This is a genomic window from Acinetobacter cumulans (genome assembly GCF_003024525.3).
Taxonomy (GTDB): domain Bacteria; phylum Pseudomonadota; class Gammaproteobacteria; order Pseudomonadales; family Moraxellaceae; genus Acinetobacter; species Acinetobacter cumulans.
In genome coordinates this window covers 2,640,161-2,664,240 of sequence record NZ_CP035934.2, presented here as the reverse complement: position 1 = coordinate 2,664,240, position 24,080 = coordinate 2,640,161, and the positions used below count along the sequence as shown (strand labels likewise).

The following is a 24,080-nucleotide window of genomic DNA, read 5'->3' as shown; positions in this document are numbered from 1 at the left end:
TCAAATCATACTATGAGCAGTGTAAACTTGTCTTCATAGTGCCTATTTAAAAATGAAATACCAATATCAATATGCAGAAGAATATCACGACACCCACAAGTTACTCTAAGCCTTGGATTTTACTCTTAGCGCTCCTTACGTCTTTAGGGCCACTTTCCATTGATATGTACTTACCCGCATTGCCCGAAATGGCGATGGACTTGGGGGTAAGTACGCAAATGATTTCCAATACTTTACCTGCATATTTTTTAGGTTTGGCTTTAGGGCAGTTAATTTATGGACCAGTGAGTGATCGTATTGGGCGTAAAAAACCACTGTATTTTGGCTTGAGTTTGTATGTTGTTGCTAGTTTGATGTGCTACTTCACGCAAAATGAATGGAGTTTAATTGCCGCACGTACTTTACAAGCTTTGGGTGGTTGTGTAGGTGTGGTCATTGCCCGAGCAACGATTCGTGATCGTTTGGATGTACAAAGCTCAGCGCAAGCCTTTTCGAGCATGATGATTGTGATGGGGATTGCCCCAATCTTAGCACCAACGATAGGGGCTTGGATTTTAGGATTTTTTAGTTGGCATTCGGTCTTTGGCTTCTTGGCTTTTATGGGATGTGTATGTTTATTCTGTGTGCATTTTTTCTTTAAAGAAAGTTTGCCCACCAGTCGACGTTTGGAACTGAGCTTTAAGCAAGTGCTACAGCTGTATGCCACAATTTACCAAGACAAACGCTTTTTATACCCAATGCTGATTGGTTGCTTCTCAGGTGGGATCTTGTTTTGTTATATCAGTGCATCCGCGAGCATTTTGATGGTTGACTTTGCCATGTCGCAACAGCATTTTGCTTATGCCTTTGGCTTTAATGCCTTTGGGATCATGTTGCTATCGACATTGAATAATGTATTGGCAAATAAAACCACGGTATATGGGCGCTTAAAACTAGGATTGAGCATTCAAAGTTTTGGGGTGCTAGTTTTATTACTCAGTGCAGTGTTTGTGCAGAGCTTGCCTTTGGTGATGTTGGGTATGTTCTGTGCGGTATCTGGCATTGGCCTTACAGGTCCGAATGCAATGGCTTTCGCTATGTCACATCAAGGTGCACGTGCAGGAACAGCCAGCGCCATTATGGGCAGTATGCAATTTGCCTGTGGCTTGTTGGGTGGTGTCATTCTCAATTTCTTAATGTGGAGTGCACAGCTCAATATGGCTGTGCTGATGCTTGGTTTTGTTGCTGTCGCATTTATGGCTTATCGATATATGCGCATCGACCAGCAACAAACTGCAAGCTAAATTGTCGCTGGGTGGCTGTACGGAAGTACGATGACATGCCCAGCACGGGCTTATTCATCTACAAATACGGCAAACTCATCGACTGCAACGCGTGGCGTTAAAAACTGATTCACAATCGCGTCAGGATCTGCGTAGCCCAAGGCCATGCCACAGACCAATTCTTCATCTGCGGGTGCGCCAATCGTATCTAAAACTAGCTGATGGAAATGATTCCAAGCGGCTTGCGGGCAGGTATCAAGGCCACGTGCTTTGGCAGCCAGCATGACATTTTGAATCATCATGGCGATATCCATTTTAGAACCAACTGCTAAAGACTCATGCGCCGTAAAAAATAGCCCGACAGGCGCATCGAACAATTTATAGTTACGCAGTTGCTGCGCCGCCATTTTTTCTTTTTCGCCTTTTTGGATGTTGAGTAAGCCATACAAGCCCCAGCCATTTTCACGGCGACGTTCAATAAATGGCGAAAGCCACTGCTGTGGATAATAGGCAAAAGTTTCTTGGTATTGCGCTGACAAAGCAGGGTTTACAAATAACTCATTTTGGGCTGTACATACACGTTCAACTAAAAGGTCGCGTGTTTGACCACGCACCACATAGACTTTCCAAGGCTGGGTATTGGTTCCTGATGGTGCACGACTGGCAACATGCAAAATCTCTTTCAACATTTCGGTAGAAATAGGGGTATCTAAAAAAGCACGTACAGAATGGCGTGACCTGATTACGTGGTCGACAGCTTGGGTGAGAGACGAATTCATGGGCATCCTTTTATTTTAAAATTGTGATTTTTTATGGCTGTCTTGGACTGAGCAGTGCGTAAGTTAGCTCGTTTATTTACTGCGCTGTGTTGAAATGTGCAAGATTGTGCGCTGTGTGGAATAAAACTAAAACAGAGTTGATGAATGGTTAAATACCTTTTTGATATAAAAATATACCTAAAAGGTTGGTGGTGGGTCGAAATGTGCAAGCATTAACGTATGGACATGACAAAGAGATGACAGGGCATCAAGTGTTTAAGCTGTGATGCGACATAATCAAAGCATACGATTGAGGGTTTATGCCAAGCTTGGCAGAAATATTGCGTATAGCTAAGACTAAAGCAGTGATGGTCAGGCTGGGTAAATTTAGCTCAAATATCCAACATCTTTGATGCAATGCAGTTGTATCGATAGAAGGGAGTAGGTTGTTTGTATGGATATTAACCTATTAAACATAAAAATGGACGAGCTTCACGCATAATGCGAAAGCTAATTTTTCTAAGAACTCTTCCTAATTTGCTCGATTAGTTTATATGATTAAATTATAAAGCAATGGGTTAATGCTTAGAAAAATTAATATAGAATCTGCACATCAACTGTGGGGGAAAGGGATTTTACTTAAAATGTAAAATTTCAAAAAATAATCGTCTTTCAGCATAATTTTTGCATGCGATGTATGCAATTTAAAATTTAAAACAAAGATTTCTTTGGAGGAAATATGAAACTTGTACAGCTTAAAGCGCCAGTACTTAAAGTGAGTTTAGCAGCGGCCGTTACTGCAATTATGTTGAGCTCAGCGCAAGCCGCAACAACTGAACAAAAAGAAATTGCACAACTACGTGCAGAAGTTGCCGAGCTTAAGGCATTAATCCAACAACAACAGCAAGTACAAGTTCAGCAACAAGCTGACATTCAACAAGTAAAAGCACGTCCAGCACCAGTGGCTGCATCAACTGCATCACCATTGTCTGGTTTTAAATCTAAAGCGGGTGCAGAAGTTAACCTATATGGTTTTGTACGTGGCGATGCAAACTATATTATTGAAGGTGCAGACAACGACTTTGGTGGCGTAAACTCATCTAAAAATGACGTGAGCGACAAACTCCGTTCAACTGCAAAAACAACACGTCTAGGTTTAGACTTTAATACTCCAGTGGGCGATGGCAATAAAGTCGGCGGTAAATTGGAAGTTGACTTTGCTGGTACAAACGATGCACTACGTATTCGTCATGCTTACTTAACGTATAACAGCTGGTTATTTGGTCAAACAACATCAAACTTCTTGTCTAGCCATGCGCCTGAAATGATCGATTTCAGTACCAATATTGGTGGTGGTACAACGCGTGTACCTCAAGTACGTTATAACGTAAAACTTGCACCACAAACGCAATTGTTTGTTGCTGCTGAAAAAGGCGATAGCAAATATCCATCTTATGATAAAGATGGAAAACTTGTTGATACAGCGACTAAATATAGTGCACCAAACTTAACTGCAAAAATTACACAAGGCTTTGCAGAAGGTAAAGGCACAGCTTCTGCACGAGCATTGGTTGAAAACTACAAATCTGCAGATGATAGTGCTGTGGCTTGGGGTGTAGCAGCAGGTGCGAGCTATGCGGTGAATGAACAGCTTAAATTGACTGGCGACGTATCTTATTCACAAGGCAACAGCAACTACTTATATGGCGCAAATTCAGCATATATTGTTGATGGTAAAAACATTGAACAAAATGAATTTACTGCTGTACAAGTGGGCGCAACCTATAAATTTAACGAAAAACTTCGTTCAACTTTAGGTTATGGCATTATTTTAGCGGATGACGATACTAAATATGCAAAAACACTTAAAGCTGCTTCAGATGTCAGTGCAAATGCCAACAAAGAACTACAACAGGCTTGGTTAAACATTATTTATTCACCAGTTAAACCGATTGAGCTTGGCTTGGAATATGTAGACGGCAAACGTGAAACATTTGCAGGTAAAACATTTAACGATGACCGTGTTGGTTTAATGGCAAAATATAGCTTCTAATACTGAAGTATTAGATGGTTAATTAAAGCCAATATAAAACAGGAGCTTAATGCTCCTGTTTTTTGTTTTTGAAGTAAATAAAACTTAAAATTGAGTAAAAAAACAGCGTAATTTAAACACTTTATTGTAAATAAAGAAGCAATTGTTTCAAAAAACTGCATAATGTCCAACTTTTCTTCATATTGAACTTTTGGCAGTGATATTTCTGCATCAATATGAAATGGAATCTGTGCTTTAAATAAGCCAACTCCATAATTTGTGCCCTAATTTCATTTTGTGGGCATTGCGATCATTCCAGCGGGCTTTAAATCAGTGGCTGTGAATGGGAAGTCTAACTCAAGAATGCACGAAGTTTGTATGACTCAAGCTTTTGGATACGCTGTACTTTAAGTTACTAAAATGAGCTTGAAGTCTAGTCTAATTCAATGGCTTATTAATCATATAACAACAACTAAGTGCACCTTAAGGATAATGATGATGGAATTAACATTTAACGCATTTTATACCTTGATTGCGGCTGTGATTGTGCTATTGCTCGGTCGCTTTTTAGTGAATAAAATCGATTTTCTTAAGCGCTATAATATTCCAGAACCTGTTGCAGGTGGTTTAGTCGCTGCCATTCTCTCTCTTGTTGTGCACAGTCTATGGGGATTTAGTATTTCCACAAGTGCACAACTACAAACCAGTTTCATGCTGATCTTCTTTGCTTCTATTGGCTTAAGTGCGAACTTTGCAAAATTAAGAGAAGGTGGTATTGGTCTGGTGATCTTCTTGATTGCTATATCTACTTTTATTGTCGTGCAAAACGCAGTAGGGATGAGTTTAGCAACTCTCCTAGGTCTAGATCCTTTAATTGGTTTAATTGCGGGTTCAATTACCTTAACGGGCGGACATGGTACAGCAGGTGCTTGGGGCGAAATCCTTGAAACCCAACATGGTATTCAAGGTGCATTGGCCTTAGGTATGGCGAGTGCGACCTTTGGTTTGATTATTGGTGGTATTATTGGTGGTCCTTTAGCCAAGTTACTGATTAACCGTCACAATATTTCAGCACCGCGTACTCAAGAGCAAATTGCGCAAAGCGATGAAACACCACTGACTGATATAAATTCGACAGAATATGTTCCATTTGAATATCCACATCGTGTTCGTTTAATTACTGCAGATAATGCGATTACAACGTTAGGGCTTTTTGCTGCATGTTTGGCCTTTGCTGAATTTATGACGACTTATAGCAAGGGTACATTCTTTGAATTACCGACCTTTGTTTGGGCACTAGCAGGTGGTGTTATTCTGCGTAATGTGCTCGAAGGTATTTTTAAAATTCAGATCTTCGACCGTGCTATTGATGTTTTTGGAAATGCTTCATTGTCTTTGTATTTGGCGATGGCGCTTTTATCTTTAAAACTTTGGCAATTGGCCGACCTTGCAGGTCCACTTGTTGTAATTTTGGGCGCGCAAACTTTAACAATGGCCTTGTATGCAGCCTTCATTACTTTCCGTGTGATGGGCAAAAACTATGATGCTGCTGTATTGGCTGCGGGTCATTGTGGATTTGGTATGGGTGCAACACCAACTGCTGTTGCCAACATGCAAGCCATTACCAATATGTATGGACCTTCGCATAAAGCCTTTTTAATTGTTCCACTGTGTGGTGCATTTTTCGTAGACTTGATTAATGCGACAGTCATTCAGTTGATTCTTAAATTCTTTGTCTAAGAGATAGGAAAAAAGCCTCTATGTAGGCTTTTTTCTTTATAGAGTCGCTTAAAATTTGGGATATTCAGAATGAACGATCAACTTAACGATAGCTTGTTGAAGTGGATTAATACCTTAAACACCCCATTGTGGGATTTTTTGGTGGTGTTTTTAGTTGCAGTAGGTATTTTTTATACTGTGGCAACAGGTGCAGTACAAGTTCGATTATTTGTACATAGTATTAAAGTCATGAAGGGCAGCCGTAAGGCAGGTGATGACCAACATGGCATTACCCCCTTTCAGGCATTTGTAACTGGCCTTGCTAGCCGTGTGGGTGTGGGTAATGTTGCAGGTGTTGCCATTGCCATTGCAATTGGTGGTCCTGGCGCCGTATTTTGGATGTGGTTAACCGCATTTTTAGGCATGAGTTCTGCTTTTGTAGAGTCCTCACTTGCGCAACTTTTTAAGGTACGTGATAGCCAAAATAAACAGTTTCGCGGTGGGCCAGCATATTACATTAGCCAAGGCTTAAAACAAAAATGGTTAGGGATTGTGTTTGCCATAACCCTTATTTCGACCTATGGCTTTGTATTTAATGCGGTGCAAGCCAATGCTATTACGGGTGCAACTGCACATGCTTGGGGATGGGACAAAGCTAACCTTGTTTTAAACCTCGGTGGCTTTGATTTTGTAGTTTCATGGGTGGGAATTTGTCTAGTTGTACTCACGGGTGTGCTTATTTTTGGTGGTATTAAGCGTATTGCCAAAGTTGCTGAAACCTTTGTACCTGTAATGGCGATACTGTATTTAATCGTGGCCCTATATATTGCCGTGATTAACTACGATATTTTACCGTCAATCTTCCAGCTCGTTTTTAGTAAAGCTTTTGAGTTTGATGCCGCTGCGGGTGGTTTCTTTGGTGCTATGGTCTCTATGGCCATGATGATGGGTATCAAGCGCGGTTTGTTTTCAAATGAAGCAGGCATGGGGTCTGCACCCAATGCAGCAGCAGCCTCTGATGTGAAACATCCTGTGAATCAGGGTTTGATCCAAATGTTAGGCGTATTTGTTGATACCTTTGTGGTGTGTACCTGTACGGCGATTATTATTTTAGCATCAGGCTTATATGAAAACGCTGGCTTTGAAGGGGTGACATTGACGCAAATGGCCTTAGAAAGCCAAATTGGTTCATGGGGCGATGACTTCCTAGCGATTATTTTGTTTATGTTTGCGTTCTCATCTGTGATTGGTAACTATGCTTATGCAGAAGGTAATGTACAGTTTATTAACAATAACCGCCGTGTGATGTTTAGTTTCCGTGTGATTGTGCTGGTGATGGTCTATATCGGTTCAATTATGAGTGTACCTGTGATTTGGAACCTTGCAGATTTGTTTATGGGTGTGATGGCAAGTATTAACTTATTTGCAATTCTATTGTTAACACCATTCTTATTGATGCTGATGAAAGACTATTCATCACAACTCAAGAAAGGAGTAAAAGAGCCAGTGTTTAAATTAGATGATCATCCAAAATTTAAAGACAAAGTAGACTCTGATATCTGGTAAATTGCATCTCTGCGGAAGCAATTTCAGCATGTAAAAAGCCCTAATTCAATTGGGGGCTTTTTATATGGGAGCTACATCATGCAGAACATGTATACATAGCGATGCCGATGATTAAAATTTTATCATGATGCAAGATGGTCAAGACATTAAAATAACTGACCCACTTGTCATCATTCTCTATGGTTTCTCCATGATTTAAAGCACAGAGTGACTTATACTTTTTGTAATAGAGTCTTAACGTTTCATAACAGTGCAAATTTAGGGATCGTTCTAGACTAGGCGTCTTTATAAAACGAATAATATGTTGGATCAAGTGTCGTGAATATAAACACAGTTTTAATAACGTGTCTGATGACTGGCGTTGTGGGTTGTCAGAGTATTGGTGCACAAGCCACAAAAGCAACAGATCAGGCCTTAATATCGAGCTCAAAGAGCACACAGGGTTCAGGTGAAATTGCGGAAGCCCATGTGGTACCGAATCAGGTCGATTTTAAAAAATTAAAACAGCAAAACAAGCGTCCAATCGTCGCATTGGTCTTGGGTAGTGGTGGTGCACGTGGCTACGCCCATATTGGTGTTATTCAAGTGTTAGAACAACACGGCATACGTCCAGATTTTATTGTTGGTACCAGTGCAGGCAGTATTGTGGGTTCAATCTATGCCTCTGGGAAGTCTGCAGATGAACTACGTGACATTGCATTGAATATGAAGCCTGCAGATGTTCGCGAGATTCGTTTAGATAAAAAAGGCGTATTGGATGGCAAAAAAGTAGAAGACTATGTCAATACGCAAGTCGATCATGTCCCTTTAGAAAAGCTCAAAATCCCAATGTATGTGGTGGCAACCGAACTGCAAGAAGGACATAAAGTGGTGTTTAATGCAGGAAATACAGGACAAGCTGTACGCGCATCCGTATCAATACCGAGTATGTTCATTCCTGCAGTAATTCAAAAGCAAGAATACGTTGATGGCGGTTTGGTGAGTCCAGTGCCTGTGGACACTGCACGCGAACTAGGCGCTGATATTATTATTGCTGTCGATATTTTGGCGAAGCCTATTCATACTGAAACCAGTAATGTATGGGGCTTGTTTAACCAAAACATTAACATCATGCAGTTTTATTTAGCCAAAGAAGAAATGAAACGCGCAGATGTTGTGATTCAGCCAGACTTACGTGAAAAGGCACATATTTTTGATGTGAAAGGCCGTGAAGCGACTATGCAGGCTGGGGTGGAAGCAGCAGACGAAAAGCTTAATGAGATTTCATTGGCTTATGCTAAACACCACTATCCGCTGAATCAAAATATTCAATATACAGTTCAGCAGTAAGGCCTAATCTATATAAGTCAACTGGGTTAATTTATTAAAAAAGAGTAGGTATATACCTGCTCTTTTTTTATAGTGCAAAAAATCATATTCAACTGAAGTTTATAGTCTGCAACTTTTTTAGTTCAAAATATTTAATAAAAGCAGAATATATTTGATTAAAGCATTGAATTGTATTTATTATTTTTGATTAATCTGTAAAAGATTATGAATAAGACAATTTATATATTTAACCTATATATTCACATATTTAAGTTTACCAGTGTATTGAAATTCTCTAGACTAAAATCCAAAGTTTAATACTTTAAATCAATAAAACTGAGTCCAGAAAAAAGAGTGCTGTATGCAAAAATTTCAAATTGGTGACCGCGTAACTTTGGCCTCTATGCCAAATTATATTTTCGTGGTGGTTCAGCTCAAGATTGATGGCTCTTATGTGATTGAGTCACCTGAAGGAAACGGATCTACATTAACCTATGACAACGTTTCAGCGGAAATGTTAAAAAGTACTTTAACGACAGGCACACAGTCATAAAACCATTTTATGGGGTCCGCATAACACCTTAGGGGCAGTAATATATACAGATTGAAACTTTAAATAGATGGCTTTAAGTCATGGTAGATGTGCCTCAACCGAATCATAAATTTCCCTGCACCCTGCATATTATTGATCTATAGTGATTTATACCTCTTGATATATATTTTCTTGAATGATGGTTGAATCACTATAAATAATAATGATGGTTTTTTGCCGATTTGAACATTTTATTTGGCTTAAAAAAGTTATAATAATCTCAATAATCTTTGTTCTATCACGAGTCTAGAGAAACGCGATGTCCCCATTAGATCAAATTGCTCCAGCATCAGATGACCAATCCGAATTAACAATGTCGGTACTAATGACGCCAGATATGGCGAATTTTTCCGGTAATGTTCATGGCGGTACAATTCTGAAGTTACTGGATCAAGTTGCATACGCTTGTGCGAGCCGTTTTTCAGGTAGTTATGTAGTGACTTTATCCGTAGATAAAGTGAATTTTAAAGAGCCGATCCATGTGGGTGAATTGGTGACTTTCTTGGCTTGCGTGAATCATGTGGGACGTACTTCCATGGAAATTGGTATCCGTGTTGAAGCTCAAAATATTCAAAAACGTACTGTGCGCCATACCAATAGTTGCTATTTCACCATGGTTGCTGTGGATGAAAATGGTAAACCTAAGCCAATTCCACAATTAAACTTAGACAATGACTGGAAACGTTGTCGTTTTGAAGCGGCTGAGCAACGTAAAATTGCACGTTTACAAGAAAACCATCATCCATCTTGTAGTATTTACAAAAAATCGATGCACAACTAAATGCAAGGTTTTTAAAAATAAAAGGTCGCTTCGGTGGCCTTTTTTATGCGCTGATGATTGTGCTGTGCGGGATTCAACAGGCATTGAAAGCGAATACAGGCCAAGAATTTTCGTACTTGGCTATGGTGTTTACTGAATCTCAATATAATCCGAGTATTCCACTAAAGTTTAAGCCAGATTGGTCGATTAGCAGTAGTACATGCAGTCAATTAAGCTTAAAATAAAACGATACGTATCGTTTCGATATTCTGAAAATATATTGTAGAAATTAGCTTGATTGCATAGCACTCATACATTGAAAGTGCGATGTGATGCATACCGGATAAGCGTGTTATGAATGATGCAGAAAAAACATCAAGACGTAAGCAATGCATACTTAAAGCAGTGAATGAAGCTTTACTCGATGTCGACTACAGTAAGCTCAGTATTGAAGATATTGCAGCACGTGCGGGTGTAGGGAAGTCGACGATTTACCGCTGGTGGAATCATAAGTCTGATTTGGTTTTTGATGCTTTCAAAGAAAATACTGAGTCAGTCTTTGATTTGGACTTTAGCCAAACAGTGCAATACAACTTAACACAACAGCTTTTGAAATTATCTATTGCACTGAATCATCAGGTCGGTCGTGCATTGTTGGTGGTGATGGCTGAGCATCGCGAAGCTGCGGGTGACTTTTTTAAGCAGTATTTATTACCCCGTCGTGAGCAAACACGAAAATTGATTCAGTTGGCTATAGCACGTCAAGAGATTTGTGCTGATTATGATTTCGAGTCGATGCTCGATATGTTGTACGGTGCAATTCATTATCAAATTATTTTTTTCAATGCCGTACCTGATCAGCCTTATATTGAAAAGATTATTCAGGTTGCACTGGCACCAATGTTATTGGCTGAGCAGGGTGGCGCATAAATGGCTCAAGATATACAGGTGACACCAGAGCATTTATGGAATCGCTCTTTTATTTTGTGCCTATGCAATAACTTATTTCTGTTTATTTATTATTTCGCCACGCTCACGGTTTTGCCTATTTACATCATGCAAGATTTGGGAGGCAGTGTAAAAGAGGCGGGTTTAGCCCTCACGCTATTTTTGCTTTCTTCCATTGCGATTCGGCCATTTTCAGGCTTAATTGTGCAAAAGTGGGGGAAAAAACCATCACTGCGTTATGCAGGCTTATTGTTTGTTCTTTTTACCTTTAGTTATTTGCTCATTGATAGTTTATGGAGCTTATTGCTGGTTCGTTTTTTACATGGTTTTTGGTTCAGTATTTTGACCACGGTCAATGTCCCTGTAGTGAATGACTTTATACCCGATCGCCGTAAAGGTGAGGGTATGGGCTATTTTGTGATGTCGACCAATTTAGGTGCGGTATTTGGCCCTTTACTCGCGCTCAGTATTATTCAGTTTTCTAGTTTTACGGTGTTATTTGCATTACTTACAGGCGTCACTTTTATTGGTTATGCATTTTGCTTAACGCTTAAAGTAGAAGAAAACCCGACAGTAAAAACGGTGAATAGCAGTTCAGCTGAAGTAGCTGCGCAACAGCCACGCAAAGGCATTGCTTTACACGATATTGTGGAAACCAAAGTTTTACCAATTAGCTTGGTGGCCATGCTGGTGGCATTTTCATATTCCAGCATTACCAGCTTTATTACAGCATTTGCAGACAGCAAAAAACTGTTGGCCTATGCCAGTTTATTTTTCATTGTTTTTGCCGTCTCTATGATTACTGTGCGCCCTTGGGTGGGCAAGCGCTATGATCAGAAAGGACCAAGCTCAGTTATTTATCCATCGTTTATTGCCTTTTTTATTGGTCTGGTCATTGTGAGCTTTATGCAAAACCAGTGGATTTTATGGCTATCTGCGGTATTTATTGGTGTGGGATATGGATCATTGTTTCCATGCATGCAAACGATGGCTATTCAGGCTGTGTCAAAGCAACGAATGGGGCATGCAATTTCAACATTTTTTGCTTTATTCGACATTGGATTGGCAGTAGGCTCGGTGATTATGGGCTTCCTGATTGCCAAATTTGATTATCAATTTACCTATTTATTTTGTGCTTTGATGGTGCTGTTTACCTTACTGATTTATCGTGTATCGGCAGTTCCAGCAAGTGTACAAGCTCAAACATCCAACAAGGGGTAAAATGTGGAATTGCGTCATTTACGTTATTTTGTAGCTGTGGCTGAAGAGCTCAATTTTACCAAAGCAGCACAGCGCATGTGTACAGTGCAACCTTCGTTAAGCCAGCAAATTAAAGACTTAGAGCATGAAGTGGGTGTGCAGTTATTAATACGCTCAAACCGTAAAGTGGAGCTGACGGAAGAAGGTAAGGCTTTTTTAAAAGAGGCACGTTTAAGTTTAGAACATGCAGAAAAAGCGGTGATTGATGCTCGTCAAATTGCACAGTTAAACAAAGAACAGTTAAATATTGGTTTTGTACCTGTGGCGGAAATGAAAGTTTTTCCGTATATCATGCCAAATATTCGTGCGAAGTTTCCTGAGCTTAAAATCCACTTTCATAGCTTAACCGACAGTGATCAGCTCAAGGCCTTACAGCGTGGCGAAATTGATATTGCTTTTACGCGATACCCTGCAGACTTGGCAGATATAGAAACCATTCAAGTTTTTACTGAACCGTTGGCACTTATTATGCCCAAAGACTGTAGCGCTGCGCAGCAACGACACATCAGTATTAAAACGTTTAATCAGCAAGATTTTATTGTGAGTGATGAGCACTCATCTCCTGAGTTATATCGCATTATTCAAGGTTTCTTTAAGCAATCGAAATTGGATGTCAATGTGGTTCAATATTCGACCAATATTTTGCTCAATGTCAATTTAGTCGGCATGGGGGTGGGTTGGAGTTTAGTCCCTTCTTATGTGATCCCTTTATTGGGCGATAAAATTGTGGTGAAAAGTACGATAGAACCTTTGCCCATGATTGGGCTTTATGCGAGTTATCATAAAGAGAAACGCAATGAGGCGATTGAACTGATTTTGAAGGTGTTAAGAGAACAGTTCTATATGGATTTCTCACCGCTTTAAGCATGCAGTGATGTTTATTTTAAAGCCAGTCTCTAGACTGGCTTTTTTGTACAACGATTCTCTTAATTCAATTTATGGCGAGGCGAGAAAATTACTGTGATAGCAAAACATGGCCAGAGAACAAGTTTAGAAAATGGTTTTTCGTTCTATCCTAATGGCTAATTTTTAGGCGAAACGCACTGTATAATTTTAATTGTGCGATTCAGCAAAATTTGCAGATAACTTTGCTGTGGCTGATATGCATATCTATAAAAATATAGAAGTATTCACGTCTTGAATTACTGTTATGAATTAAAAAGACTCACGAGCAGAACTCGAGCTACCTGAGATTGCTAAGAGCAATTTTTGCGAATGCATAAAAAAGGCCACGCATTAGCGTGGCCTTTTTATCTGTGATCCCCTAAAAAAGGGGATCAGCAATGTCGTGCATTATTTTGCATGCAACTTAGCGAATAATTGTTCGCTCACGGCATTCATGCTTTGTGGAATAGCCAAGGCAGCCACAAAACGGTCAGGACGTAAAATCACGATAGAGTCTGAAGTTTTACCGAACCATGTGCGAATATCTGTACCGATATCACCGATCGTAATCACACCTTCAAATTTCTTACGGTTTTCATTGCCCAATTGAACCGCTGGAATCACTTGGATAAATTTAACACCCAGTTTTTGCCATTGTTTCATATTTGCTTCTGACAGACCCCATTGAGGATCAACACCCCAAGCAATCACCGCGAAATCATTACCAATCACTTCATCTAGTAAAATGGTTTCACCATTTTCAAGTTTTACGTGTGGTTGAATAAACATTTTGCCTACAGGGCTGTCTTTACTGTTATTGGTTACCAAAGCACCGTCATTGTATTTAGGCATTGGTTTGAAACGCATTTCGAGTAAGTACTGTTTGATTGGCTTGATGTAATTTAATGCATAAGCAATACCATCACGTACAAAACCTTGCCATTTTTTAGGTGGCGCAAGTACATGACCCGCCATAACAGATAGGTCGATCATCGCTTTTGCATGGTCTTTACGTTCTACTTGGTAGGTGTCTAGTAATTCAGGACCTGCATTACCTTTCACAACCAATGCGACTTTCCAAGCCAAGTTGAAGGCATCACGCATACCGCTGTTATAACCTTGACCTTGCCATACTGGCATGATGTGCGCAGCATCACCCGCAAGTAAAATACGGTCTACACGGAATTTATCCGCAATACGTGCATTGTGTGTATAAACACGTTGACGAATGACTTCAATACCATCTGTATTTGGCAATACTTTAGACAATAATTTTGCAATATTTTCTGGTTTGCTTAATTCTTCTTGAGTTTCACCTGGCATCACCATGAACTCGAAACGACGGATACCGTGTGGTAATGCAGCCGATACGTATGGACGAACAGGGTCACAGCATAGATAAATATGTGGTGTTGCTAATGGGTCGTTTTCAATATCAATAACGATCCATTGGTTTGGTGCAGTTTCACCTTCAAAAGGAACACCTAAAGTACGACGTACAATGGAGTTACCGCCATCACATGCAATAAGATATTTTGCAGTGATCACTTCTTCAGCGCCGTCTTTATTCTTCACATTTAAAGTCACACCATCAGCATTTTGGCTAAAGTGTGTTAAATGACGGGCAAAGCGAACTTCAGTGGTTTTGTATTGTTTTAAACCTTGTAGTAAAACATTATCCACTTGTGGCTGAATGAATGCGTTACGACGAGAGAAACCAAATTCACGTGTTAATGGCTGAATATCAGCAAAGCAACGACCTTTAGGCGTTAAGAAGCGCATTGCGTGATTTGGTGTGGTATGAGGCAGTACTTGGTCAACTAAGCCCAATGACTGAATGGTACGTAAAGATTCATCATCAATACCAATTGCACGTGGGTAATCAATTAGACTGTCGAGTTGCTCAACTACAGTGACTTGAACACCTTGTTTGCTCAAGTAGTTTGCAATCGTTAAGCCGACTGGGCCTGCACCCAAAACAGCGACTTCAGTAGTGTAATTTGCTTTATTGCTCATGTGCAAAGATCCAATCATTTGACATCCGTTGAGCTCTATTAAGGTCTAAGTGTTTGGTCTAAACAAGCTATGCATAAGTAGAGACTATGTATGCTATTCATGCCTTATTCAATTGGGTCTTTTTTTTAAGTATTTGATATAAAATAATATAATTAAATTTATGGTATAGATTTAGCTAATTTATCTATTCATTTTTTCTATGGTTGATAGGCATTTTTGATCAAAAAAAGCGGAATAACTGTAAAGGTTATTCCGCTTTTAAAGTTGAATAGAGTTGATGATTCAGCAGTCCCTCAACCCAATCAACTTTATGGCAATAAAACTTCTTCTGGAGTAAAAAGAATTATTGTGCTGCTGGAGCTGTTTCTGCAGAAGCTTCAGATGCTGGTGCAGATGCATCTGCTGCAGTCGTTGTTGTGTCAGTTGTTGCAGGCTGTTCTTGTGTGCTTACAACGACTTTGTCAGTTTGAGGTTGAGTTGCTTGTTCTTCTGTTGCAGCAAAAGTTGTTAATGCTGTTGCAGATAAAAGCGAAGCTAATAATACTTGAGATAATTTCATGATAGGGCATCCTTAAATTTAATTTGATCTTTCTCAAACCAATGCATCACCATCCGTTTGGATGTAGGACATGCTAAAAGTTGAATTAAGGATGATCAATGCAACTCACAAAAGTTACGTTTAGAGATTACTTTTTGTCACATATCCATACGCTTTGTAGGGGAATTGTTGGTATGGCGCCTAGAAAATAATCAAATGTAAATTATTCATGTTCTGATGTGCCATGAAATGACGATTTATCTTCACAGTTGGGTTACATCAAACAGTCAAAGTGCTTGTTTTATGAGAATATTCACATAATCAAGTGTAAGATGATGTTTCGAAAAAACAGAATTTCGGCACATAATGATAAGTACTTCACATTTATTTTTTTCTTGTGTGGTGTGGCATTGAGCTGTCTCATGGTTTATTCGTTTTAGTATTCACCTTCGGTTCTGGTTGATGAGATAGGCGAGATCAAAGCTTTTCACTTGCAAGCTCAAGTCTAAGCCGTTATAAGCAGTAGGTCTTGATGCAAACCTGACTTGGGTGAAGTTTTGAAAATTATCGCAACGCCAAAAGTGATTCCTGTCCATATTATTTCTGGTTTTTTGGGCGCAGGAAAAACCACTTTACTTAAGCATGTATTGAGCCAAAAGCCCGATGGTGAAGTGTGGGCAGTGCTCATGAATGAATTTGGCCAAATTGGGGTAGATCAGGCCTTGCTTCCACAAGATCAGGGCTATGCAGTCAAAGAGCTATTAGGGGGCTGTTTGTGTTGTAGTAGCCAAATGCCTATGCAAATTGCTTTATCGCGCTTATTAAGCGAAAACAAACCAGACCGTTTATTTATAGAACCCACAGGTTTAGGCCATCCTGCACAGCTTTTGGAGCAATTGACTGAACCGCATTGGCAAAGTCATCTCAATATGCGTGCTTTGGTAACAGTGGTAGATGCCTCTCGGTTGCATGATCGTGAGTGGAGCACGCAAAATTTATATGCAGATCAATTAAAAGCAGCGCAAATCGTTGCTTTATCTCATGTTGACCAGATGACGGATGCTGACCAGCAAGCTTTGGATCTTTTAAAACAGGAATATCAACCTTACCAACAACTATGGTTGGATGCACCGCAGGGTCAAGTAGCACTTGCACAGATCGATTTAGCTTACACCGCCAGTACACGAAAAATGCAGCCTTTATTGCAACGCATACAACAGCAACCTGAATTGGCTCAACAAGTGATTAAACAATTGCCTTATCACTATGTAGAAACGAGAGCTGACTATAGTGTGGCAGGTTGGAAGCTTCCTAAAGGTTGGCATTTTCATTTTATGGACTTGCTGGACCTTTTGTGTGAACAACAAGATTGGCTGCGGATTAAAGGAATATTTGCTACGGATGAAGGCTGGAAAAGCTTTAACTTCAATCCTGCACAATTTAATTATCAGTCGGTTGAAGAAGGCATTGATAATCGAATTGAGATTATTTACCCCACCACCGAAGCGCGTGATTGGTTAGCTTTTGAAAATGCTTTAATGCAATGTCGTATTGTAGAGGCAGAGTAGTCAGCTCGTGAGTAATCGCGTGCTAAACCTGTGCCGAATCAGGGGCAATCATGAGCCTTAAGCGATGTTTAATCATCAGCAAAGCCACATTCGATGGGTGAAATCGAGTATGCTAAGCGCCAAATTTGAGGACTTAATGTATGGCGCTTAAAGCTACGATTTATAAGGCAGACTTGAACATAGCCAATATGGATGTACACCAATATGGTGACTTTCAATTGACCATGGCACTGCATCCGTCTGAAACCATTGAACGTCTTATGGTTCGTATTTTGGCCTATGCACGTTATGCCGATGAAGCTTTAGAGTTTACCAAAGATCTCTTTGAAACGGATGAACCTGCGCTATGGGAAAAAGATCTCACGGGTCAGCTGATCAAGTGGATTGAAGTCGGCTTGCCAGACGAAGACAAAGTGAAAAAAGCTTGTGCACGTTGCCAACAAGTCGCGGTTGTGGCTTATGGTAATTCGGTGGATGAGTGGTTTAAGCGTAATAGCAAGCTAAAAACACTTAAAAACCTTGAAGTATGGCAACTTTCAACGGCAACCACAGACGCAATTCAAGCGCTTTGTGAACGTACAATGCAGTTACAGCTGAACGTGATGGATGGTGAATGGACTTTAATTGGCGATTCAGCACAAGCTGTAATTGAGTGGGAACAATTAAAATAAGCTGGGTTTTGACCCTATTGATACGGCCAACTTGTTTCCAAATAGGGCCAATCACATGAAGAAAGATGCGGTTTAGGCTTGCATCTTTCTTTTGTTTTTGGGTATACCAAAGAGAGTTAAAACAACAATAGGCCACAGCATGCCAAATGAGATTTATCATTTGCTGATTGCACTTGCTATTGGTGCAGTCATTGGCGCAGAACGCGAATATCGAAGTAAATCCGCAGGCTTAAGAACCATGATTATGGTGAGCCTCAGTGCATGCTTATTAACTATGCTGTCGCTGAAAATTGGGGTAGAAAATCCAGATCGTTTAGCCGCTAATATTTTAACGGGCTTAGGTTTTTTGGGCGCAGGGGTGATTTTTAAAGATGACAACCGAATTTCAGGGATTACAACAGCCACCACCATTTGGATGACCGCAGCGCTCGGAATGGCCGTTGGTGCAGGTTATGTGGTGCTGAGTTTATTTGCCACTTTTGTGGTATTGGTGGTGCTGGTGTTACTCATGTATGTACAAGAGTGGATAGAGCAGCGCCATCAGGCACGTAAATACCGCATTGTATGCATGTATCAGCAAGAAACCTTAGATAAATATGAAGAGCTATTTAAGCACTATGGCATGCAAGTGATTCGTAACGAACAATATAAAAGTGAACAGAAAATTGTGGGCAGATGGGTGCTCATTGGTTCTGCACAGCACCATCGGCAGTTAACCGATTATTTGTTAGATGATCGCGATATTTTAGAGTTAAGTTTTTAAAGATAGTGACGCAACATGAGGACATATTCGCGCTTTGACAATATCGCGTTGATGAGCTGTTATAATGTCCTTATCTTGTTATATCTGTAATTAGGCAAAATCATGTCAAACGAACTTGAAATTATTGATTTAAAAATTGGTGAAGGTAAAGAGGCTGTAAAAGGTGCGTTAATTACTACGCATTATACAGGCTGGTTAGAAGATGGTACTAAGTTTGACTCTTCAATTGACCGCGGTAATTATTTTGAAACTGTCATTGGGACTGGCCGTGTGATTAAAGGTTGGGATCAAGGGATTATGGGTATGAAAGTGGGCGGTAAACGTAAACTTTTGGTACCTGCGCATTTGGCTTATGGTGAGCGCAAAATGGGCAAAATTATTCCTGCGAATTCAAACTTAATTTTTGAAATTGAATTGTTTGACGTGAAAACACGTGATTAATAGCGAAAAGTGAACATCGTGATAAACAGCAATTGCTGTTTATCACTAAAATTAAAAAATATTTGTCGATTCAGTAATTTAAACGTACATTAAGTTTGATGTGCAAAATATCTAAATAAATTGGATGCTCAAACTAGTGTCGATAGCTGTAAAGTTTCTGTGCAAATTAAAAACCTGGTTATTTTTAGGTTGGTTGCTGGCGTGTCTATCGACTGTGGCGTTTGCACAGTATGAACCAGAGCCTGAGTCTTATTATTCAAAGCACCAGGTCCACACGCTTAATTTTAATACTGACAATACCATTGCCTTAGGTGGTGACTGGTTATTTTATCCAAATCATTTATTACGTGACCCCAATACCGTACTGAGGGCAGAACCTATAACGCTTCCTAGTGCCTTGGAAAAAGGCTTAGGTTCTAACCGTGGTTATGGCACTTATATTGCGCATTTTCGCTTACCTCAACATGCTGTAGGGCGCCGTGTTGCGATTAAAATTCCTCATCAATATGGCGCTTATAAGGTTTTTTTAAATGGCGACTTGCTGGTTCGTGCAGGTGAAGTGAATGCAGATTTGGCTAAAATTGAAGTTGAAAAAGCGCCTAAAATTGCATATTTCGTAGCGAATGATGCGTATTTTACGCTCAGTATTCAGGTCGCTAATACATCTGAATTACATGGGGGCTTAGAAAATCCACTGCGAATTGGCTTAGCCCGCAATATTAATCGGCAGTTTCAACAACAACAAATGAGTATAGCGGCTGTATGTGGTGCAGTGCTCGGTGTGAGTTTATTTACATTATTATTTTCATTGTTTCGTGGCCCAATGGTACGTGAAAGCCAAAAAGAGTTTGTTTTCGGTCTGTTTATTTTATTTTTGGCCTTACATAATCTTTTTACAGCGCCCTATGCTTATACCGCTTTTACCACAATAGATTGGAAACTAGGGGCACGCCTAGAATATTTATTTAGCTACATCGCGATTTTATTTTTTCTCAGCTATATCTATATGCTGAAGCGTAAATATTTACACCGTTATATTTATGGAATGTCAGTTGTTCTTCTCAGTATAAATATGGGCGCGGTATGTGTACTTGAGCCAGAGCAATTTAGTCAGCTTGGTATGTATTGTGCGATTTTTTGTTTGCCGGTAATTATTAATCTTATCTATGGATTTTCACAGACGCTGAAGTTTAAAGAGAGCTATTCTGTGTGGAATCTGTGGGCTGTTATTTTCTTATGTAGTGCATTTTTAAATGACTTCTTGCTCATGGCCAATGTGATTGATTCGGTGTACTTATCTTTTGTGGCGACCAGTTTGTATGCTTTATTAATTATGTTTCAGCAATCGAGAAATTATGCGTTTTATACTTATCATACAGAGCAATTAAATACCCGCTTACGTGAGTTAAACAGTTCACTCGATCAAAAAGTGAAAAGTCGTACTGAAGAGTTGCATAACTTAAATGCAAAGCTAGAATTACAAGTGAAAACTGATGCATTAACAGGTGCTTTTAACCGCTATGCGTTAAATCATGAGATACAACAGCTATTTGATCAAACGCCAACTTATTCAGACAAAACCCTGATTTTTGCCATGTTAGATGTCGATTATTTCAAAAATTATAATGACTATTATGGGCATCTTAAGGGTGATGTGATTTTACAGAGCCTTGTGAAAGTTCTGAAGCAAAGTTTGCCTGAAACAGCATTTTTGGCACGTTACGGTGGTGAAGAGTTTGCAATTGTGATGCATAACGTGCCAATTCCCGTGGCAGAGCAATATTTACTCCAAGTTTTGGATGCAGTCCGTCAGCAACAATTTGAACACCTTAACCGTAGTGATGGCAAAGACTATGTCACATTAAGCATAGGGGTGGCGTATAAAAACCGTGAGCACCCTTATGCAAATATTCATGAGTTAATGAAAGCCGCCGATGTTCAATTGTATGCTGCAAAACAAGCAGGGCGAGACCAACTGAAGGTGAGTCCACATCAAGCTTGAGTCTAATGTTAAAAGATTTATAGTGGGCTTACTTGTTTGACCAATAACATAGAATCACTATTGGAAGGCTGAGTGCGTTCGAAGCCATATTTTTGGTAAAACGGCAATGCGGTCTGTGTACTTTCTAAGGTCAATTGAGGAATATTTTTAGTGTGGCAAGTTTCAAATAATTTGAGTAACAGGGCTTCGCCAAAGCCACGAAGTTGCATCTCAGGGGCAACATAATTCAGTAGAATGTTTCCTTGATCATTCACCATAATAACGCCCGCAATGCGGTACTCATCTACATAGACCCAGCTGTCGTTATAGAGCATCCATAAGGTTAAATTTGCTTGATTCATTTCTTCAAGTAGAATCTGAATGCTACTTTCATCACGTTGATGATCGTCTATACAGGTGCGAATACTTTCGTGAATAATTTTTAATATATGCGGTATATCTTCAATCCTTGCTTCGCGTATCATATTTTTTTCTAATTGATCAATCTGAAAATATTTTTAATTTCACAAGAAAAGGGTTAAACATAAAAGCCAAGAACTGTTGCATTGTGATGCGTTTCTGAAGCATTTGTGCCTGAGTTTTATGTTTTATGACAGTTGTGTTGCGCTTTTAAGGTGACTTTGTTTTGAATATGTGACTTCACAGCGTGTGAATATGGCTGGATGGTTGGTATTTGCGTGCGCCATCTAGAAGAATAATAATGAGATGAGTGCGTAGCTCTACAGGTGAAAAATAATGCTCAATTTTTTATTGTGGATTTGTGTTCTTATTGTCCTGAGTGTGCTTTGGATGGTGATAAAGAAAATTGTGAAAAAGCAACGCTATGTCGAGCGTTTAAAGCGCTATCAAGCACCAGAAAAACTAGCCAATATTAGCGCACAAAGCGCGGGACAAAACGACAGCATTACGCATGTGGTGGATGAATATGAGCAACAATTGTTTGATGATGTTGCCAGCATGTTTTGTGAACAGCACTATGAAGTGAGCACTCTAGATGAAGCTAAAGCATTACAGGCCGAGATTCTGCGCAAAATGCCTGTGACCTGTAAAACCCAAATTCGTGCCTTAGATCTAGATGAATACTCGATTTACTGGAATTTTTACGAGCAGTCCTTGGAATATTATATGGGGCGCTATGGTGTGTTTTATGCGCATGTAGACCGTTTGGGAACAGAGCACAAAAGAGAAATTACCAAAGCTCCCATAGAATGATCTCAAGTTCGGCTAAAGATCATCTTTCATGTCATGTACTCAGTGCTACGTACAAAGGCCTTTGAAACGAGTTCGGCATGCTCACGTCATTAAGCTGATTTTTGCACAGATAGATCTTGAGTAAATGTATTGAGCATATCGTCCCATAGCTTTTCTGCACCTTGGCGGAAATAGCCCATGTGACCAATGGCTTTTAAGCCTAAATCTTTGGCTTGCACATCGATATAATGTAATGGTGCCTGACGATAGTGTTGCATAAAGGCTTGTCGTGATGCTGGTAAGGCCCAGTCATCATCTAAGGCTGCCACTGCATAAATTGGGGTTTTCACTTGAGCATATTGTGCATGCAAATGTTGTTGCTGTGGATCTGCAAAAAAGTAATTCGGGTGTTTGCACCACTGACGCCATTGACGATAAACATCCAATGGTAAATCAGCGCCCATATTAAATTTACTCCATGGCAAATAACCATGTGTAGCTACAAAGGGTGGGAAAATAATATTCCAAATTACTTGCACCTGTACTTTGGTTTTGAAAGGCATATAACCATGCCAGCCGGCGCCTGTGCCAAAGCAGTACATCATTCTTACTAGATCATGATTGCGGGTGAGTCCAAGTGCTTGTCCACCATAAGAGTGTCCAACCATATAAATGGGTAAGTCCGACTGTGCCAAATAATCGATTGCAGCAGTTAAGTCATGTTGGCCCCAATCTAAATAAGACATACGAAAGTTTTGTAATTGTGCAGGTGCGGATTGCGCAATCCCACGGTAATCAAAGGTGAGTACTTGAAAGCCCTGTGTTGTGGCATGGGTTGCAAAGCGTCGATAAAAACCTTGAGGTACACCTGTCGCACTCGCCACGACAATACTGGCCTTGGGCTGTTTACATGTATATAAATGTGCAGCAATACTGTAGCCATCTGCTGTACTGATATAAATAGGTTTTACCGCTTCATTGGTCTGAGTGTGCTGGGTCATAAAAGGCTCTTATCGTTTTATGTTTTTAAATGGTCATATAGGCTTTTCAAGTTCTATTTTTGTACTCGTGTGCTCGAATTGTCAAATGATGGTTGTATACGTACGCGTTCAGAAAGCACATGAGCAGAAAGAGGCGTGCATAACAGAAAGAGGATTGCAGTTATTGTATTTTTTTCCATAATAGCGCTTTTAAAATAAAGTAGGCGACAGGCATGTCGGAGCTCGAAATTATTGCGGTACTGGTGAGTTGTATTGCGGTTGCACTTACGGTATGTCGCCACATGTTGTGCTGGCCGTTTAATTTATTGGCTTATGTGCTTTATGCTTTTATTTTCTTTGATTATAAATTGTATGGTGAAACCATTCTGCAAATCTTATTTATGGGATTGGCAGTGTATGGCTTTTTACAGTGGAAGCAAGGTCAAGCCACAGATCATGAAATTCGTATTGAGCCTTTGCCACAGGGTCAGCTCTGGTTACAAGTTGCAGTGACTGCATTGTTTGGGGTGCTGTTTGGGGCTGGCTTAAAATTCCTCACCGATGCGGCCGTGCCGTGGCTGGATGCGCAATTGGCAGCCTTTAGTTTGTTGGCAACTTATTGGACCAGTCGAAAATATATTGCCACTTGGGTACTTTGGGTAGTGGTAGACATTATTTATGTCGGCATGTTTATTTATAAAGATTTACTGTTAACAGCGGGTTTATATGCCGTTTTTGTGCTGTTGGCGGCCTATGGTTGGTATACATGGTTGCAGGCGAAACACAAACAACAGAGCATGCCGAGTGGATAAAATGACAT

At 39.9% G+C, this 24,080-nt stretch carries 23 protein-coding genes; 18 read left to right on the top strand and 5 right to left on the bottom strand.

Annotated elements, in window-relative coordinates:
* Positions 1-71 precede the first annotated feature (71 nt).
* Positions 72-1,283, top strand: a complete 1,212-nt coding sequence (locus tag C9E88_RS12545; RefSeq protein ID WP_106985057.1) for a multidrug effflux MFS transporter — start codon at positions 72-74, stop codon at positions 1,281-1,283.
* Between the two features lie 50 nt (positions 1,284-1,333).
* Here the strand turns inward: C9E88_RS12545 and C9E88_RS12540 are convergent, their stop codons facing one another.
* On the bottom strand, positions 1,334-2,041 hold the full coding sequence (locus C9E88_RS12540; protein WP_106985056.1) for a nitroreductase: 708 nt from the start codon (positions 2,039-2,041) through the stop codon (positions 1,334-1,336).
* Between the two features lie 718 nt (positions 2,042-2,759).
* On the opposite strand from C9E88_RS12540, the gene C9E88_RS12535 reads away from it, so the two are divergent.
* The 10 genes from C9E88_RS12535 (at position 2,760) to C9E88_RS12495 (ending at position 13,069) form a co-directional block, all read left to right on the top strand.
* Positions 2,760-4,073: a DcaP family trimeric outer membrane transporter gene (locus tag C9E88_RS12535; protein WP_106985055.1), complete on the top strand. Its 1,314-nt coding sequence runs from the start codon at positions 2,760-2,762 to the stop codon at positions 4,071-4,073.
* A gap of 477 nt (positions 4,074-4,550) precedes the next feature.
* A complete protein-coding gene (gene gltS, locus C9E88_RS12530) occupies positions 4,551-5,792 on the top strand; it encodes a sodium/glutamate symporter (RefSeq protein WP_106985054.1) in 1,242 nt (413 codons plus the stop codon).
* A gap of 69 nt (positions 5,793-5,861) precedes the next feature.
* Positions 5,862-7,337 carry an alanine/glycine:cation symporter family protein gene (locus C9E88_RS12525; RefSeq protein ID WP_106985053.1) on the top strand — a complete coding sequence of 492 codons (1,476 nt, stop codon included), beginning with the start codon at positions 5,862-5,864 and terminating at the stop codon, positions 7,335-7,337.
* Positions 7,338-7,688: 351 nt separating this feature from the next.
* Positions 7,689-8,666: a patatin-like phospholipase family protein gene (locus C9E88_RS12520; protein ID WP_106985052.1), complete on the top strand. Its 978-nt coding sequence runs from the start codon at positions 7,689-7,691 to the stop codon at positions 8,664-8,666.
* Between the two features lie 340 nt (positions 8,667-9,006).
* Entirely contained in the window at positions 9,007-9,198 is a 192-nt protein-coding gene (locus tag C9E88_RS12515; protein ID WP_106985051.1) for a hypothetical protein, read from the top strand.
* Between the two features lie 298 nt (positions 9,199-9,496).
* The gene (locus C9E88_RS12510; RefSeq protein WP_106985050.1) at positions 9,497-10,018 is read left to right on the top strand and encodes an acyl-CoA thioesterase; all 522 of its coding nucleotides are present in this window, start codon (positions 9,497-9,499) and stop codon (positions 10,016-10,018) included.
* 53 nt (positions 10,019-10,071) lie between these two features.
* The gene (locus C9E88_RS17555; RefSeq protein ID WP_162368844.1) at positions 10,072-10,242 is read left to right on the top strand and encodes a hypothetical protein; all 171 of its coding nucleotides are present in this window, start codon (positions 10,072-10,074) and stop codon (positions 10,240-10,242) included.
* Positions 10,243-10,351: 109 nt separating this feature from the next.
* Positions 10,352-10,927, top strand: a complete 576-nt coding sequence (locus tag C9E88_RS12505; RefSeq protein WP_106985049.1) for a TetR/AcrR family transcriptional regulator — start codon at positions 10,352-10,354, stop codon at positions 10,925-10,927.
* Positions 10,928-12,166: an MFS transporter gene (locus tag C9E88_RS12500; RefSeq protein ID WP_106985048.1), complete on the top strand. Its 1,239-nt coding sequence runs from the start codon at positions 10,928-10,930 to the stop codon at positions 12,164-12,166.
* A gap of 3 nt (positions 12,167-12,169) precedes the next feature.
* Complete coding sequence (locus tag C9E88_RS12495) at positions 12,170-13,069, top strand: LysR substrate-binding domain-containing protein (RefSeq protein WP_106985047.1); 900 nt, start codon at positions 12,170-12,172, stop codon at positions 13,067-13,069.
* Between the two features lie 429 nt (positions 13,070-13,498).
* On the opposite strand, the gene C9E88_RS12490 is transcribed toward C9E88_RS12495, so the two are convergent.
* Positions 13,499-15,106: a bifunctional 3-(3-hydroxy-phenyl)propionate/3-hydroxycinnamic acid hydroxylase gene (locus C9E88_RS12490; protein WP_106985046.1), complete on the bottom strand. Its 1,608-nt coding sequence runs from the start codon at positions 15,104-15,106 to the stop codon at positions 13,499-13,501.
* 343 nt (positions 15,107-15,449) lie between these two features.
* A complete protein-coding gene (locus C9E88_RS12485; protein ID WP_106985045.1) occupies positions 15,450-15,665 on the bottom strand; it encodes a hypothetical protein in 216 nt (71 codons plus the stop codon).
* A gap of 536 nt (positions 15,666-16,201) precedes the next feature.
* Between C9E88_RS12485 and C9E88_RS12480 the strand changes: the two genes are divergently transcribed.
* From C9E88_RS12480 to C9E88_RS12460, 5 genes are all read left to right on the top strand, one after another.
* Positions 16,202-17,212: a CobW family GTP-binding protein gene (locus tag C9E88_RS12480; protein WP_106985105.1), complete on the top strand. Its 1,011-nt coding sequence runs from the start codon at positions 16,202-16,204 to the stop codon at positions 17,210-17,212.
* A 140-nt stretch (positions 17,213-17,352) separates the two neighbouring features.
* The gene (locus tag C9E88_RS12475; protein ID WP_106985044.1) at positions 17,353-17,883 is read left to right on the top strand and encodes a YaeQ family protein; all 531 of its coding nucleotides are present in this window, start codon (positions 17,353-17,355) and stop codon (positions 17,881-17,883) included.
* Positions 17,884-18,022: 139 nt separating this feature from the next.
* Positions 18,023-18,646 carry an MgtC/SapB family protein gene (locus tag C9E88_RS12470; protein ID WP_106985043.1) on the top strand — a complete coding sequence of 208 codons (624 nt, stop codon included), beginning with the start codon at positions 18,023-18,025 and terminating at the stop codon, positions 18,644-18,646.
* 102 nt (positions 18,647-18,748) lie between these two features.
* Positions 18,749-19,087, top strand: a complete 339-nt coding sequence (locus C9E88_RS12465; RefSeq protein ID WP_106985042.1) for an FKBP-type peptidyl-prolyl cis-trans isomerase — start codon at positions 18,749-18,751, stop codon at positions 19,085-19,087.
* 136 nt (positions 19,088-19,223) lie between these two features.
* Entirely contained in the window at positions 19,224-21,089 is a 1,866-nt protein-coding gene (locus tag C9E88_RS12460; RefSeq protein WP_227865796.1) for a sensor domain-containing diguanylate cyclase, read from the top strand.
* A gap of 17 nt (positions 21,090-21,106) precedes the next feature.
* Here C9E88_RS12460 and C9E88_RS12455 read toward each other — a convergent pair whose 3' ends face one another.
* The gene (locus tag C9E88_RS12455; protein ID WP_106985040.1) at positions 21,107-21,553 is read right to left on the bottom strand and encodes a GNAT family N-acetyltransferase; all 447 of its coding nucleotides are present in this window, start codon (positions 21,551-21,553) and stop codon (positions 21,107-21,109) included.
* 271 nt (positions 21,554-21,824) lie between these two features.
* On the opposite strand from C9E88_RS12455, the gene C9E88_RS12450 reads away from it, so the two are divergent.
* Positions 21,825-22,301 carry a hypothetical protein gene (locus C9E88_RS12450; protein ID WP_106985039.1) on the top strand — a complete coding sequence of 159 codons (477 nt, stop codon included), beginning with the start codon at positions 21,825-21,827 and terminating at the stop codon, positions 22,299-22,301.
* 89 nt (positions 22,302-22,390) lie between these two features.
* Here the strand turns inward: C9E88_RS12450 and C9E88_RS12445 are convergent, their stop codons facing one another.
* Positions 22,391-23,281 carry an alpha/beta hydrolase family protein gene (locus C9E88_RS12445; RefSeq protein ID WP_106985038.1) on the bottom strand — a complete coding sequence of 297 codons (891 nt, stop codon included), beginning with the start codon at positions 23,279-23,281 and terminating at the stop codon, positions 22,391-22,393.
* A gap of 212 nt (positions 23,282-23,493) precedes the next feature.
* Between C9E88_RS12445 and pnuC the strand changes: the two genes are divergently transcribed.
* The gene (pnuC, locus tag C9E88_RS12440; RefSeq protein ID WP_106985037.1) at positions 23,494-24,072 is read left to right on the top strand and encodes a nicotinamide riboside transporter PnuC; all 579 of its coding nucleotides are present in this window, start codon (positions 23,494-23,496) and stop codon (positions 24,070-24,072) included.
* The last annotated feature ends 8 nt before the right edge of the window (positions 24,073-24,080 follow it).

Bases quoted from the DNA above. Each gene is read 5' to 3' on its own strand.
- C9E88_RS12545 (WP_106985057.1), top strand. From the start codon at position 72: ATGCAGAAGAATATCACGACACCCACAAGTTACTCTAAGCCTTGGATT.
- C9E88_RS12540 (WP_106985056.1), bottom strand. From the start codon at position 2,041: ATGAATTCGTCTCTCACCCAAGCTGTCGACCACGTAATCAGGTCACGC.
- C9E88_RS12535 (WP_106985055.1), top strand. From the start codon at position 2,760: ATGAAACTTGTACAGCTTAAAGCGCCAGTACTTAAAGTGAGTTTAGCA.
- gltS (WP_106985054.1), top strand. From the start codon at position 4,551: ATGGAATTAACATTTAACGCATTTTATACCTTGATTGCGGCTGTGATT.
- C9E88_RS12525 (WP_106985053.1), top strand. From the start codon at position 5,862: ATGAACGATCAACTTAACGATAGCTTGTTGAAGTGGATTAATACCTTA.
- C9E88_RS12520 (WP_106985052.1), top strand. From the start codon at position 7,689: ATGACTGGCGTTGTGGGTTGTCAGAGTATTGGTGCACAAGCCACAAAA.
- C9E88_RS12515 (WP_106985051.1), top strand. From the start codon at position 9,007: ATGCAAAAATTTCAAATTGGTGACCGCGTAACTTTGGCCTCTATGCCA.
- C9E88_RS12510 (WP_106985050.1), top strand. From the start codon at position 9,497: ATGTCCCCATTAGATCAAATTGCTCCAGCATCAGATGACCAATCCGAA.
- C9E88_RS17555 (WP_162368844.1), top strand. From the start codon at position 10,072: ATGATTGTGCTGTGCGGGATTCAACAGGCATTGAAAGCGAATACAGGC.
- C9E88_RS12505 (WP_106985049.1), top strand. From the start codon at position 10,352: ATGAATGATGCAGAAAAAACATCAAGACGTAAGCAATGCATACTTAAA.
- C9E88_RS12500 (WP_106985048.1), top strand. From the start codon at position 10,928: ATGGCTCAAGATATACAGGTGACACCAGAGCATTTATGGAATCGCTCT.
- C9E88_RS12490 (WP_106985046.1), bottom strand. From the start codon at position 15,106: ATGAGCAATAAAGCAAATTACACTACTGAAGTCGCTGTTTTGGGTGCA.
- C9E88_RS12485 (WP_106985045.1), bottom strand. From the start codon at position 15,665: ATGAAATTATCTCAAGTATTATTAGCTTCGCTTTTATCTGCAACAGCA.
- C9E88_RS12475 (WP_106985044.1), top strand. From the start codon at position 17,353: ATGGCGCTTAAAGCTACGATTTATAAGGCAGACTTGAACATAGCCAAT.
- C9E88_RS12470 (WP_106985043.1), top strand. From the start codon at position 18,023: ATGCCAAATGAGATTTATCATTTGCTGATTGCACTTGCTATTGGTGCA.
- C9E88_RS12465 (WP_106985042.1), top strand. From the start codon at position 18,749: ATGTCAAACGAACTTGAAATTATTGATTTAAAAATTGGTGAAGGTAAA.
- C9E88_RS12455 (WP_106985040.1), bottom strand. From the start codon at position 21,553: ATGATACGCGAAGCAAGGATTGAAGATATACCGCATATATTAAAAATT.
- C9E88_RS12450 (WP_106985039.1), top strand. From the start codon at position 21,825: ATGCTCAATTTTTTATTGTGGATTTGTGTTCTTATTGTCCTGAGTGTG.
- C9E88_RS12445 (WP_106985038.1), bottom strand. From the start codon at position 23,281: ATGACCCAGCACACTCAGACCAATGAAGCGGTAAAACCTATTTATATC.
- pnuC (WP_106985037.1), top strand. From the start codon at position 23,494: ATGTCGGAGCTCGAAATTATTGCGGTACTGGTGAGTTGTATTGCGGTT.